This window comes from Leisingera sp. ANG-DT, from assembly GCF_000813785.1.
In the GTDB taxonomy this organism is placed as follows: domain Bacteria; phylum Pseudomonadota; class Alphaproteobacteria; order Rhodobacterales; family Rhodobacteraceae; genus Leisingera.
The window spans coordinates 1-12574 of record NZ_JWLE01000011.1; the positions used below are offsets into that span (position 1 = coordinate 1).

General features: G+C 60.8%; 14 protein-coding genes. 8 read left to right on the plus strand and 6 right to left on the minus strand.

Annotated features, from left to right (window positions below; translation table 11 throughout):
• On the minus strand, positions 1 to 428 hold a 428-nt coding region (locus RA21_RS23025; RefSeq protein ID WP_206540059.1), incomplete at its 3' end, for a hypothetical protein.
• Between the two features lie 172 nt (positions 429 to 600).
• Here RA21_RS23025 and RA21_RS11840 point away from each other — a divergent pair.
• On the plus strand, positions 601 to 966 hold the full coding sequence (locus RA21_RS11840; protein ID WP_052257645.1) for a hypothetical protein: 366 nt from the start codon (positions 601 to 603) through the stop codon (positions 964 to 966).
• Positions 967 to 1021: 55 nt separating this feature from the next.
• Here RA21_RS11840 and RA21_RS11845 read toward each other — a convergent pair whose 3' ends face one another.
• From RA21_RS11845 to RA21_RS11855, 3 genes are all read right to left on the minus strand, one after another.
• A complete protein-coding gene (locus tag RA21_RS11845) occupies positions 1022 to 1372 on the minus strand; it encodes a RidA family protein (RefSeq protein ID WP_019296715.1) in 351 nt (116 codons plus the stop codon).
• A 45-nt stretch (positions 1373 to 1417) separates the two neighbouring features.
• The gene (locus tag RA21_RS11850) at positions 1418 to 1762 is read right to left on the minus strand and encodes a hypothetical protein (RefSeq protein WP_019296716.1); all 345 of its coding nucleotides are present in this window, start codon (positions 1760 to 1762) and stop codon (positions 1418 to 1420) included.
• A gap of 95 nt (positions 1763 to 1857) precedes the next feature.
• A complete protein-coding gene (locus RA21_RS11855) occupies positions 1858 to 2730 on the minus strand; it encodes a MurR/RpiR family transcriptional regulator (RefSeq protein WP_019296717.1) in 873 nt (290 codons plus the stop codon).
• Positions 2731 to 2883: 153 nt separating this feature from the next.
• Between RA21_RS11855 and RA21_RS11860 the strand changes: the two genes are divergently transcribed.
• From RA21_RS11860 to RA21_RS11890, 7 genes are all read left to right on the plus strand, one after another.
• Positions 2884 to 3669 (plus strand): N-formylglutamate amidohydrolase, encoded by a 786-nt coding sequence (locus tag RA21_RS11860; RefSeq protein ID WP_019296718.1) that lies wholly within the window; start codon positions 2884 to 2886, stop codon positions 3667 to 3669.
• The gene (locus RA21_RS11865) at positions 3662 to 4258 is read left to right on the plus strand and encodes a TRAP transporter small permease subunit (RefSeq protein ID WP_039149163.1); all 597 of its coding nucleotides are present in this window, start codon (positions 3662 to 3664) and stop codon (positions 4256 to 4258) included. Before RA21_RS11860 ends, RA21_RS11865 begins: the two co-directional genes overlap by 8 nt.
• The gene (locus tag RA21_RS11870) at positions 4258 to 5760 is read left to right on the plus strand and encodes a TRAP transporter large permease (RefSeq protein ID WP_039149166.1); all 1503 of its coding nucleotides are present in this window, start codon (positions 4258 to 4260) and stop codon (positions 5758 to 5760) included. Before RA21_RS11865 ends, RA21_RS11870 begins: the two co-directional genes overlap by 1 nt.
• 51 nt (positions 5761 to 5811) lie before the next feature.
• A complete protein-coding gene (locus RA21_RS11875; protein ID WP_019296721.1) occupies positions 5812 to 6846 on the plus strand; it encodes a TRAP transporter substrate-binding protein in 1035 nt (344 codons plus the stop codon).
• A gap of 116 nt (positions 6847 to 6962) precedes the next feature.
• Positions 6963 to 8315 (plus strand): glutamine synthetase family protein, encoded by a 1353-nt coding sequence (locus RA21_RS11880; RefSeq protein WP_039149169.1) that lies wholly within the window; start codon positions 6963 to 6965, stop codon positions 8313 to 8315.
• Between the two features lie 91 nt (positions 8316 to 8406).
• Positions 8407 to 9789 (plus strand): aldehyde dehydrogenase family protein, encoded by a 1383-nt coding sequence (locus tag RA21_RS11885; RefSeq protein WP_039149172.1) that lies wholly within the window; start codon positions 8407 to 8409, stop codon positions 9787 to 9789.
• A gap of 64 nt (positions 9790 to 9853) precedes the next feature.
• Positions 9854 to 10999 carry an iron-containing alcohol dehydrogenase gene (locus RA21_RS11890; protein WP_019296724.1) on the plus strand — a complete coding sequence of 382 codons (1146 nt, stop codon included), beginning with the start codon at positions 9854 to 9856 and terminating at the stop codon, positions 10997 to 10999.
• Between the two features lie 69 nt (positions 11000 to 11068).
• Here RA21_RS11890 and RA21_RS11895 read toward each other — a convergent pair whose 3' ends face one another.
• Both RA21_RS11895 and RA21_RS11900 read right to left on the minus strand, forming a co-directional pair.
• Positions 11069 to 11284: a hypothetical protein gene (locus RA21_RS11895; protein WP_019296725.1), complete on the minus strand. Its 216-nt coding sequence runs from the start codon at positions 11282 to 11284 to the stop codon at positions 11069 to 11071.
• Between the two features lie 147 nt (positions 11285 to 11431).
• Entirely contained in the window at positions 11432 to 12436 is a 1005-nt protein-coding gene (locus RA21_RS11900) for a LacI family DNA-binding transcriptional regulator (RefSeq protein WP_019296726.1), read from the minus strand.
• Positions 12437 to 12574: the final 138 nt, after the last annotated feature.

Genomic DNA, 12574 nt, shown 5'->3' on the forward strand with positions numbered 1-12574 from the left:
CACAAATCAAACAATATCAACAACTTACACAACAACAAAGTCAGCAACACTGACCAAAAACCCAAAGCCCGCTCAAACCCAGGACCAACCAAATCACACCAAAACCCCGCCAGAAACCACTTACCCACAGACTCAACAAACATATCCACAAAACCAAAACCAGGAATCGAAAGTTCAGAGCCGAAGCCCCTCTTCCGCACTGCTTCACTTCGGCCAGTCCAGCCCGGAAGCCCCAACCGGAAGCGCTCCGCTGCCCTTTCCGCAGCCGCAGCCGGAGTTTCGCAGTTGCCAAGACGGCCTAGACGCCACGAGCGGCTCCATTGCTCATTAAAACCAGGCCAGCGCAGATCTGGCGGATACAGCAGGTGGCAAGCTCCGGTCGCAGGTAAAGACACCGCGAGCCGGCCTGTATCCAGCGAAGCTGGCAATACCGATCGCCTTGGCTTCGGACTGTAACTTAAGGACCGAGAGAACGGGACCAAAGATGTCCTCGCTTGCGGAACTACCGTGGGGCGCACCGACATCATGCGGCATTTCGACAAGGCGGAAGTGGGCGCTGAAGGCGGGCTGATGCAGCTGGGCACGCTGTAAGGCAATCAGGTGGCGGCGGTTGCGAGCCTGAAAACCATGGAAGTTTTGCGCGGCGAAGGTACCTATGACCAGCTGAACCGCATCGGCCAAAGGCTGATGCAGATGACCGTTGCAGCATTGGAAGAAGCCGGGGTCCCGTTCCAGATCGCAGGTGAACCAGCAGTGTACGAGGTCGTTTTCACAGATTCCAAAGTATGCGATTACCGGGACACCCAGGCCGGAAAAGCCGAACGCACCAAGCGCCAAAACGAGGTGCTGCGCCAGGAAGGCATCTTCAAATCGCCGGGCAAGACCTACCCCAGCCTGGCGCTGACAGACGAGGATCTGGAACAGACCGAAGCGGCCATTAGGAAGGCTGCCGCGGCTCTGGACTAAATATCAGGAAAAGGCGGGCTGCCTGCCCGCCTTTCCCATACCAGCCAAGGCTAACTTAGGCTTTGGCCGCGGTTACGATCAGTTCCACCAGGAAATCCTCGCGGGCCAGCTTCGCTTCGCCGCAGGCGCGCGCCGGGGCATGGCCCTCTGCCACCCAGGCATCCCAGACCGCGTTCATCTCAGCAAAATCCCTCATGTCAGACAGCCAGATAACCGTCTGAAGGATTCTGGTCTTGTCACTGCCCGCCTCCGCCAGCAGCGCGTCGATCTTGTCCAGGCAATCCTGGGTCTGCTGCGCCACACTGGCGCCTGCGGTGCCGACCTGCCCTGCAAGATAGATGGTATCGCCATGGGTCACGATCTGGCTCATGCGCTGGGTGGTGTGGCTGCGGGTAATTTCAGACATCTCTTTTTCCTCGGAATAACTGCTGCGGGGGGGGGCACTGCGGCCTTACTGGGACAGCAGCCACTTGCCTTCGGAAAGGCAGAATTTCCGGCGGGCCTGCTTTGGCGTCTGATCGTCTTTGACAAAGGCCTGGTGCTGCAAAAGAACGCAGTCGCCTTCCTTGCCCGCCACCTGAACCTCGCCGTGCGCGCCGCTGTCCGGGTTGCTCCACTTGGCCCGTTTACCGCCCTGTGCCTCAGCCAGCAGGGATTGCTCCGCCTGCCGCATGATGTTGGTGTCCTGCGGTGTCAGCCCGGACTTGGCCAGGATACGGCTGAGCGGATTGGCAGCTGCGGGCGAGGCAATCACTGCTGCCACCGCGGCAGCTGTCAGAATTCCGGAAAAACGCATGTGAATACTCCTGCCTGAATGAAACCGGCTATACCATCAGTAAGGCGCAACCGGCGAGCAATGTCCATGCGGCGGATCAGAAGAACCTGGCCGGATCAGGAGAACTTGCGGAACAGCCGGGTCATATCGAACAGCTCATCCAGCCGGTCATAGCGGTCCTTGGTCTTGTCCCAGCTCTCCTCCTGGGTGGCGGCAATCATCGCCTCCAGCAGCATCATGGTGGAGATGTTGGAGTCCCAGGCCGAGGGGATTTCGACCCAGCAGTTGAAGGTGTGCTCGGCTACCGACGCAATCGGGCTGGCCCATTGATCGGTGATCAGCACGATCTTCACCCCGCGCTCCGAGGCCAGCTCGGCCAATCTTTGCAGGTTGGTCTCATAGCGGCGCACGTCGAACATCAGGAGCGTATCGCCCTCAACCATGTCCAGAACGTAATGCGGCCAGGTGGCGGAGGAGGACGTCATATGGGTGACCCGCTGCCGGATCGCCTGGAAGTGGGTGAAGGCATAATCCGCCAGCGCCCGGGTGATGCGCCCGCCCACAACGTAAAGCCGCCCCTCAGTGTTGGCCAGCTGATGCACCGCGGCGTCGAAATGGGCGGAGTCGATGTTGGAGAACGTCTGCTGCAGGTTGTCAGTCACCGCCTGTGCAAATCTGTTCAGCAGGTGGCCTTCGGGCGCCTCAGAGGCCCAGTTGTCGCGCCGCTTGGTGGGACCGGAAACCTTGGCCTCCAGCTCCTTAAGCAGGGCCTGATGAAACTGCGGATACCCTTTGAACCCCAGTTTCTGCACCATCCGGGCCACCGTCGGCGTGGACACTTCAGCATTCCCGGCGACGATGGTGATCGAGGCCAGCCCGGCCGCAGGATAGTTTTCCAGCAGCAAGTTCGCGAACTTTCGTTCGGATTGAGTGAGCGAGGAATAGTTTTCGCGGATCAACTCGCGAACGGTGGCAGGAGGTTTCGACAACGGCGCAATCCTGTTTTTGAACAGACACTTTCTACCCCGGAACCGGCCTGAAAAGAAAGTTTCAGGAATCCCTGTCCGGAACCGATCATGAAAAAATATTGACACAAATATCTCTTCATGGAAACATTTTTCCAATTCGCAGGGAGGCGGCGCATGCACGAGAGTGATTCTCACACTCAGAAGGACGCGGTGGAGGTGGTGAACCGTAACGGCACCAGCCCGGTCCTGCTTCTGTGCGAGCATGCCTCCAGCAATATCCCCGCCCGTTATGACGGGCTGGGCCTGCGCGAGGCCGACCGGCTGAGCCATGCCGCATGGGACCCAGGCGCGCGGGCCGTGGCCCTGCATATGTCCAAAGTGCTGGATGCCCCGATGGTTGCCAGCACCGTGTCGCGGCTGGTCTACGACTGCAACCGCCCGCCAGAGGCCTCCAGCGCAATGCCGGGGAAATCCGAACTGGTGGAAATTCCCGGCAACAAGGGACTGACCGCAGAACAGCGCCTGGAACGGGTTGAAACGGTTTATGACCCCTTCTGCGCTGCCGTTTCTGAGGTGATCAAGGCCCGCAAAGAATCCGGGCTGCAGACTGTTCTGGTCACGATGCACAGCTTTACGCCAGTCTATTTCGGCAAGCAGCGCGCGGTGGAGATCGGCATCCTGCACGATGACGACAGCCGCCTGGCAGACGCGATGCTGGCAGAGGCCCCTGCCCTGCCGCACCGCCGGGTTGAACGAAACGAGCCCTATGGCCCGGCTGACGGCGTCACCCATTCATTGAAAATCCACGGGCTGGCGCATGGGCTGGCCAATGTAATGATCGAGATCCGCAATGATCTGGTGGCGTCACCAGAAGAAGAAGAGGCCATGGCAGAAGAAATGCTGACATTGCTGCGCCCAGCCCTGGCCGCGCTGACGGCAGAGGGAGGGCCAGATGCCTAGAATTATCCGGGCTTACGTCCGCGGCATCGACGCGATGAACCGCGCCATTGGCCGCTTTGCCATGTATCTGATCTTTGCTCTGATCGGGGTGCTTCTGTGGTCCTCGGTCTCCAAGACTTTCTTCAACCCGTCGCTCTGGACGCTGGAGACCGCGCAATTCGTGATGGTCGCCTATTACATTCTGGGCGGCCCTTACTCGATGCAGCTTGGGTCAAACGTACGGATGGACCTGTTCTACGGGGCCTGGTCCACGAAGACCAAGGCGATGGTCGATGCTTTCACCGTGCTGTTCCTGATCGCCTATCTGGTGATCCTGATGTACGGCGCTCTCAGCTCAACCGCCTATTCCCTCGGCTATTTCGGGCTGGAACCGCTGCAGTTCTTCTGGGACCTGCTGAAAACGCTGCTGAGCGAAGGCCCCGCCGCCGCAGGCGAAAAACTCGGCTATCTGGAGCGCAGTTCCACCGCCTGGCGCCCCTTCTTGTGGCCCGTCAAAACCATCCTTTGCTTCGGCGTCTTCCTGATGCTGCTGCAATGCCTTGCCGAACTGTTCCGTGATATCGGACGCCTGCGCGGAGTTGAAATCTGATGTCCTACGAATGGATCGCCATCGTGATGTTTGCCGGCATGATGCTCATGCTGATGACCGGCCAGAGGGTATTTGGCGCCATCGGCTTTGTCGGCGCGGTTGCGGGCATGCTCCTGTGGGGCACCGGCGGGGTAGAGATCCCCTTCTCCGCCGCCATGAAGCTGATGAAGTGGTATCCCTTGCTGACACTGCCGATGTTCATCTTCATGGGCTACGTGCTGTCGGAGTCGAAAATCGCCGACGATCTCTACAGGATGTTCCACGTCTGGATGGGGCCGGTTAAGGGCGGTTTGGCCATCGGTACTATCGGCCTGATGGTTCTGATCTCAGCCATGAACGGCCTGTCGGTTGCTGGCATGGCCATTGGTGCGACCATTGCGCTGCCGGAACTCTTACGCCGCGGCTATGACAAGATCCTGGTGACCGGTACCATTCAGGCGGGCTCCTCACTGGGTATCCTGGTGCCGCCTTCGGTGGTGCTGGTGCTCTATGCGATGATCGCGCGCCAGCCCGTGGGGCAGCTGTGGCTGGCTGGTGTGATCCCGGGCTTGCTGATGGCCACCATGTTCATCATCTACATCTACGTCCGCGCCCGGATGCAGCCGAACCTCGGCCCGGCAATGCACCCTGAAGATCTGGCTGAGTACGAACAAGTCACCGACCATCCGCTGCGCCTGAACTACATCGTGTTGGGTGCGCTGGTGCTGGTTCCGCTCTTGATCCTGTCCGGTGCTATGGAAACCAAGTCCGCGCTTGGCGTGGCACTGGCGCTCGGCCTCCTCTCCTTCCTGACCCGCAAGAACGCGATGTTCTACAAGGACGTTTTCATGAAGGAGAAGTACCGCCTGCTGTTCTCCGGCGTGCTGCCGCTGGCGATCTTTGCCGCGATGATGGTGCCCTTTGTGAACGGCTGGACCTCTCTGGTGGAAAGCTCTGCCATCGGCGCCATGACCGCCTTCATCGCGGCGGTGCTGAAGGGGCGGATGACCAAAGAGGTGTTCGAAACCTCAGTGCGCTCGACGCTTGGCATCTCCTGCATGTTCATGTGGATCATCCTCGCAGCCCTGGCCTTTGGCGCCATTTTTGACGGCCTAGGTGCAGTCAAGGCAATCGAGGACCTGTTCACCACCAAACTGGGTCTCAGCCCCTGGATGATCCTGATCCTGATGCAGCTGAGCTTTATCGTGATGGGCACCTTCCTGGATGACACCGCGATGCTGGTGATCGTGGCGCCGCTCTATGTGCCGCTGGTGGGGGCGCTTGGCTTCGACCTGATCTGGTACGGGGTGCTTTACACCATCACCACCCAGATCGCCTATATGACGCCGCCGTTTGGCTACAACCTGTTCCTGATGCGCGCCATGGCGCCGCCGGAGATCGGACTGAAGGACATCTATGTCTCGATCATCCCCTTTGCCGCAGTGATGGTGCTGGCGCTCGCCCTGATCATGATCTTCCCGCAAATCGCCCTGTGGCTGCCGGAATATGTCTACGGAAAATAACCAAGGAGAGTCCTGCCAAGGGGCCGGATGTTTCAACAAGGAGTGAGAATTATGACAACAAGACGTAAGTTTCTTCAGTCCGCCGGCGTTGGCGCCATGGCGGCACCGCTGGCCACCCCGGCGCTGGCCCAGTCCACCATCAAGTGGCGGATGCAGACCTATGCAGGTGCTGCGCTGGCCGAGCATGTGGTGAAACCCGCCATCGATATGTTCAACAAGATCGCCGGCGACCGGATGCAGATCGAGCTATACTATGCCGACCAGCTGGTTCCCACGGGTGAGCTGTTCCGCGCCATGCAGCGCGGCACCATCGACGCGGTGCAGTCGGATGACGACTCGATGGCTTCGCCCACCGAAGTCACCGTGTTCGGCGGCTACTTCCCCTTTGCCTCCCGCTACTCGCTGGACGTTCCGGTGCTGTTCAACCAGTACGGCCTGAACGAGATCTGGGACGAGGAATACTCCAAGGTCGGCGTCAAGCACATCTCGGCCGGCGCCTGGGATCCATGCCACTTTGCCACCAAGGACCCGATCAACTCGCTGGCGGACCTGAAGGGCAAGCGCGTCTTCACCTTCCCGACCGCGGGCCGCTTCCTGGCCCAGTTCGGCGTGGTGCCGGTCACTCTGCCCTGGGAGGACATCGAAGTTGCGGTGCAGACCGGCGAGCTGGACGGCATCGCCTGGTCCGGCATAACCGAGGACTACACCGTCGGCTGGGCTGATGTGACCGACTACTTCCTGACCAACAACATCTCCGGCGCCTGGGCGGGGTCGTTCTTTGCCAACCAGGGCCGCTGGAACGAGCTTCCGGAAGATCTGCAGACCCTGTTCCGCGTCTGCTGCGACCAGTCGCATTATTACCGCCAGTGGTGGTACTGGGGCGGCGAAGCATCCTTGCGCGTGAACGGTGACAAGATGAAGCTGACCACCATTCCGGACAACGAGTGGCAGCAAGTGGAAGACGCGGCCGTGAAATTCTGGGATGAAATCGCGGCCGAGTCCGAAACCAAGGCGAAGGTTGTGGAGATCTTCAAGAAGTATAACGCTGACATGCAGAAGGCCGGCCGTCCCTACCGTTACGGCTGAGGCCAGCGCTGAAACATGGAATTTGGCCTGCGTCTAAGCGGGCCAAATTCCTTACTCAAGGAATTTGCCAAAACTTTTGAAGAAAAGTTTTGCGCGCAACAGACAAAGGGCCGCTCATGCTCTCCTTCGACACTCTTAAGGACCAGGTTGCCGATGGCACCGTAGACACCGTTCTGGTCTGCCTTGTGGACATGCAGGGCCGCCTGATGGGCAAGCGCTTCCACGCCAAGCATTTCGTGAATGGCGCCTGGGAGGAAACCCATTGCTGCAACTATCTGCTGGCCACCGACCTGGCGATGGCGACGCCGGACGGCTATGCCTCGACCAGCTGGGAGCGGGGTTACGGCGATTATGTGATGAAGCCCGACCTCTCCACTCTGCGTCCGGTGCCGTGGCTGGAGGGCACCGTGATGGTGCTGTGCGACGTGCTGGACCACCACACCCACGAGGAAGTCTCCCACTCCCCCCGGGCGATCCTGAAGAAGCAGGTGAACCGGCTGAAGGCGATGGGCTACGACGCCATGTGCGCCACCGAGCTGGAGTTTTTCCTGTTCGCCAGGAGCTTTGACGAGATCCGCCGCTCGGGTTTCCGCGACTTGGAGCCGATCTCCGGCTACAACGAGGATTACAACATCCTGCAGACCACCCGCGAGGAGCATGTGATGCGCCCGATCCGCAACCACCTGTGGGACGCGGGGCTGCCCATCGAGAACTCCAAGGGCGAGGCGGAGACCGGCCAGGAGGAGCTGAACATCAAATACGCCGCGGCGATGGACACGGCGGAGTTCCACACCATTGCCAAGCACGCGATCAAGGAGATCGCGGAGCAACAGGGCCACGCGGTCACCTTCCTTCCGAAGTGGAGCCACGACAAGGTCGGCTCCTCCTCCCATGTGCATCAGTCACTGTGGCAGGACGGCAAGCCCGCGTTCTTTGACGGGAATGACGAGCTGGGCATGTCCGCGCTGATGAAGAACTATATGGCGGGCCTGCTGAAATACGCGCCCGACTACACCGCCTTCATGGCGCCCTATATCAACAGCTACAAGCGCTTCATGAAGGGCACCTTTGCGCCAACCCGGATCATCTGGTCTGTGGACAACCGCACCGCGGGCTACCGGCTGTGCGGCGACGGGACCAAGGCAATCCGCGTCGAATGCCGCATTCCGGGCTCCGACATGAACCCCTATCTGGCGATGGCAGGCATGCTGGCGGCCGGCATTGCCGGCATCGAAGAAGGGCTGGAGCTGCAAGCCCCCACTCGGGGCGATGTTTACCAGGGCGATACCGGCATGATCCCGGGCACCCTGCGCGATGCGGCGGCGGCTCTTAAAGGCTCAGCAATGCTGCGCAAGGCCCTTGGCGATGATGTGGTCGACCACTACGTCCGCGCGGCGGAAGTGGAGATCGAGGATTTTGACCGGGTGGTTACCGATTACGAGATTGCGCGCGGGTTCGAGCGGGCATGATCCGGACGCGCCGGGGGCCAGCCCCCGGACCCCCGGAGTATTTTCGGAAAGATGAAGAGGGCTTTGCCCTTTCTGAATGGAGTGAATGGCAATGGGCCAGGTATTGAAATGCATCTCACCGGTTGACGGATCGGTCTTTGCGGAACGCGAAGTGCTGTCGCGCGAGGACGCGTTTGCAGCGGCGGAACGGGCACGGGCAGCGCAGACAGCCTGGGCGGAACGGCCCTTGCAGGAGCGCATTGAACTGGTGATGGCAGGCGTGGCCGCCGTCGGTGCGATGAACGATAAAATCGTGCCGGAACTGGCGCATATGATGGGCCGGCCGGTGCGTTACGGCGGCGAGTTTGGCGGTTTTAACGAGCGCGCAGGCCACATGGCAAAGATCGCTGCAGAGTCGCTGGCGGATATTGAGGTCGGCGAGGACGCAACCTTCAAGCGCTACATCAAGCGTATTCCGCATGGGGTGGTCTTTGTGGTCGCCCCCTGGAACTACCCCTATATGACCGCAATCAACACCGTGGCACCGGCACTGATTGCCGGTAACACCGTGGTTCTTAAGCACGCGACCCAGACCCTCCTGGTGGGCGAGCGCATGGCGCAGGCCTTCCATTCCGCAGGGGTCCCCGCAGACGTGTTCCAGAATGTCTTCTTGGATCACGGCACCACCTCGGAGCTGATTGCCGCCAAGGCCTTCAACTTCGTGAACTTTACCGGATCGGTTGGCGGCGGCCAGGCGATGGAGCGCGCGGCAGCCGGCACCTTCACCGGCGTTGGCACCGAGCTGGGCGGCAAGGACCCGGGCTATGTCATGGAAGACGCCGATCTGGACGCCGCGGTGGACACGCTGATTGACGGCGCCATGTTCAACTCCGGCCAATGCTGCTGCGGCATCGAGCGGATCTATGTGCACGAAAGCCTGTTTGACGCCTTCCTGGAGAAAGCGATTGCCATCGTGAAGGGCTACAAGCTGGGCAACCCGCTTGATGCGGAGACCACCATCGGCCCGATGGCCAATGTGCGTTTTGCCAGCGAGGTGCGCGGCCAGATCGCCGAGGCGGTTGAGGAGGGCGCGGTGGCCCATATCGGGACCTTTTCCGAGGATGACGGCGGCGCCTATCTGACGCCGCAAATCCTGACCAACGTGTCTCACGACATGCGGGTGATGCGGGAGGAAAGCTTTGGCCCGGTTGTCGGCATCATGAAGGTCTCCTCGGATGAGGAAGCCATCCGGCTGATGAATGACAGCGACTTCGGCCTCACCGCCTCGCTCTGGACCAGAGATGTGGAGCGGGCGCAAGCCGTGGGGGACCGGATCGAGACCGGCACTGTCTTCATGAACCGCGCCGACTACCTGGATCCGGGCCTGTGCTGGACCGGCTGCAAGGACACCGGCCGCGGCGGCGGGCTCTCGGTCATCGGCTATCACAATCTGACCCGTCCGAAATCCTATCACCTGAAAAAGGTCACCGGCTGACGGACGGCCCCGCCCGCCCCGTTTCTCCTCCCGGGGCGGGCCACTTGCATCAAAGGAACACATCATGTCTCTCGTTGGAAACTGGTCCTACCCGACCGCAATCAAGTTCGGCGCAGGCCGGATCAAGGAACTGGCGGATGCCTGTGCCGCCGCCGGCATCACGCGCCCGCTGCTGGTCACCGACAAAGGCCTGGCCGATCTGCCGGTCACCCAAGGCACACTCGACATTCTGGAGGCCGCAGGCCTGGGCCGCGCCATGTTCTCCGAGGTCGATCCGAACCCGAATGAGAAGAACCTGGACGCCGGCGTTGCCGCCTACAATGCGGGTGGCCATGACGGGGTGATCGCCTTTGGCGGCGGCTCCGGCCTGGACTTGGGTAAGATGGTCGCCTTCATGGCAGGGCAGACCCGTCCGGTTTGGGATTTTGAGGATATCGGCGACTGGTGGACCCGCGCCGACGCCGATGCCATTGCGCCGATCATCGCAGTGCCGACCACCGCTGGCACGGGTTCCGAAGTGGGCCGCGCCTCGGTGATCACCGACAGCGTCACCCACCAGAAGAAGATCATCTTCCACCCCAAGGTGCTGCCCGCGGTGGTGATCTGCGATCCAGAGCTGACCGTCGGCATGCCCAAGTTCATCACTGCAGGCACCGGACTGGATGCATTTGCTCATTGCGTCGAGGCGTTCAGCAGCCCCCATTATCACCCGATGTCCCAAGGCATTGCGCTGGAGGGCATGCGCCTGGTCAAGGACTACCTCCCGCGCGCCTATGCCGACGGCACCGACATCGAGGCCCGCGCGCAGATGATGTCGGCGGCTGCAATGGGCGCCACCGCCTTCCAGAAGGGCCTCGGCGCGATCCACGCGATGAGCCACCCGATCGGCGCGCATTTCAACACCCACCACGGCACCACCAACGCGGTCTGCATGCCAGCGGTGCTGGAGTTCAATGCCGCTGCGATTGCGGACCGGTTCAAAATGGCGGCGGCTTACTTGGGCATTGATGGCGGCTTCGACGGGTTCCGCAGCTTCGTGCAGGAGCTGAACGACTCCTTGGGCATCCCGCGCGGTCTCTCAGACCTGGGCGTAACCGAAGCGGCCATCCCCGAGCTGGTCAAGGGGGCCATCATTGACCCCTCTTGCGGCGGCAACCCGATTGAGCTGACCGAGGAAAATCTTACCCAGCTTTTCAAGGCTGCGATGTGAACTTAAGCCATATCACAGGCTACGGCGCTCTCCGTCCCGCGGGGAGCGCTTTTTCTTTTGGCAGAGGCTTCACCCGCTGACATAAACCTTGTCCTTCGGGTAATAGAATATCTTTTGGTTATGCAGTTGCCCCAGCAGGGCATGAACCCGGCGCAGGGTTTCCGCATCTGCGCTGCCCGCTGCGGGATGCGCTTCAGATAATGCATCCCGCGTGTGGCGCAACGAGGTTTCAATCAGGTCCATATCTTCGACCGAAAGCTCGAACATGTCGTTGTACTTAGGCATCTGCACTCCTTTAGCGGGCTGACCCGTGCTGCACTGGAACCATGTTCTCAGGTTGCCTCGGGGCGGCCGGTAAAGCTAGAAAAATCGCCGGGCGGCCCGGCAGGCCCGCACCCTTCCGAAGGAAATGCTTATGATTCCGGCGGTTGACTACAGCGTCTCACCCAGGCTGATTGCCGGTGCCAGGCGATTGAATACCAGCCCGTCTGTCCCGCCCGGCTCCCGCGATTTCAGAATGATCTGCGCCGCGCGTTCACCGATTTCATGGCGGCAGGCATCCGTCGTCGCCAGTTGCAGCGGCAAGCCCTGCAGGATTTGAAGATTATTGAAACCGGCCAAGGCGATATCACCGGGCACCGACAGGCCCGCGGCCAGGCAATGCATCAGCCCGCCAACGCTCATCACATCGCTGGAATAGTAAATGCACTCTAAATCCGGTCTGCGCGCCAGCATTTGCGCCGTCAGCTGGCGGCCGGTTTGGATTGCGCTTTCACCGGAGTAATGCTCAGTATCGCCGAGCGTCACACCCTGCGCCGCCAGCCCGTCCGTGAAGCCATCAAAGCGTTTCCTGGCACGAAAATCCTGCGGCATCTTGGTGCCGATGAAACCGATCTTGCGGTAGCCGCGGGCAAGGATCTGCTCTGCCATATCGCGGCCTGCCTGCAAATGCGAAATGCCGACGCAGTGGCGCACAGGGTCGCCGTCAACATCCATCACCTCCACCACCGGGCAGTCGGCCTGCTGCAGCATCCGGCGTGTTGCCTCGGTGTGCTCCAGCCCGGCGACAATCAGACCGGAAGGGCGCCAGCTGAGCATCTCGCGGGTGACGCTTTCCTCTTCTTCAAGGTCGTAGCCGGAGACGCCAACGACGGGCTTCAGCGGACTGTCCTTCAAGACGGCAGAAATACCAGAGAGCACCTCCGGGAAAACAAAACTGTTCAGCGACGGCACCACCACCGCCACCAGATTGACCGACTGCGAGGACAGGGAACCGGCAATCCGGTTCGGAACATAACCGTGGGTCCGGGCAATTTCCTCGATCTTCGCCTTGGTCTTGGCTGATACATCCGGTGCCCCGCGCAAGGCACGGGACGCGGTCATCTCACTGACACCGGCCAGCTTGGCCACGTCTTTCAGAAGCAGTTTCTTGGTCATCCCCCATGCTCCTGCAGTTTGCTGGCCACCGCAAGGGCTGCTCTACCGGCGAGGGGCTTGATTTTCGCATTTGTTATCGCTATCGGTATCGCAACCGTTATCGCTACCGGATTAAACTCCGGTACACCAGCCGGAGAT

Coding starts and splice junctions, on each gene's coding strand:
- RA21_RS11890 (WP_019296724.1), top strand. CDS start 9,854: ATGTCTCTCGTTGGAAACTGGTCCTACCCGACCGCAATCAAGTTCGGC.
- RA21_RS11850 (WP_019296716.1), bottom strand. CDS start 1,762: ATGCGTTTTTCCGGAATTCTGACAGCTGCCGCGGTGGCAGCAGTGATT.
- RA21_RS11865 (WP_039149163.1), top strand. CDS start 3,662: ATGCCTAGAATTATCCGGGCTTACGTCCGCGGCATCGACGCGATGAAC.
- RA21_RS11895 (WP_019296725.1), bottom strand. CDS start 11,284: ATGCCTAAGTACAACGACATGTTCGAGCTTTCGGTCGAAGATATGGAC.
- RA21_RS11875 (WP_019296721.1), top strand. CDS start 5,812: ATGACAACAAGACGTAAGTTTCTTCAGTCCGCCGGCGTTGGCGCCATG.
- RA21_RS11900 (WP_019296726.1), bottom strand. CDS start 12,436: ATGACCAAGAAACTGCTTCTGAAAGACGTGGCCAAGCTGGCCGGTGTC.
- RA21_RS11870 (WP_039149166.1), top strand. CDS start 4,258: ATGTCCTACGAATGGATCGCCATCGTGATGTTTGCCGGCATGATGCTC.
- RA21_RS11880 (WP_039149169.1), top strand. CDS start 6,963: ATGCTCTCCTTCGACACTCTTAAGGACCAGGTTGCCGATGGCACCGTA.
- RA21_RS11860 (WP_019296718.1), top strand. CDS start 2,884: ATGCACGAGAGTGATTCTCACACTCAGAAGGACGCGGTGGAGGTGGTG.
- RA21_RS11845 (WP_019296715.1), bottom strand. CDS start 1,372: ATGTCTGAAATTACCCGCAGCCACACCACCCAGCGCATGAGCCAGATC.
- RA21_RS11885 (WP_039149172.1), top strand. CDS start 8,407: ATGGGCCAGGTATTGAAATGCATCTCACCGGTTGACGGATCGGTCTTT.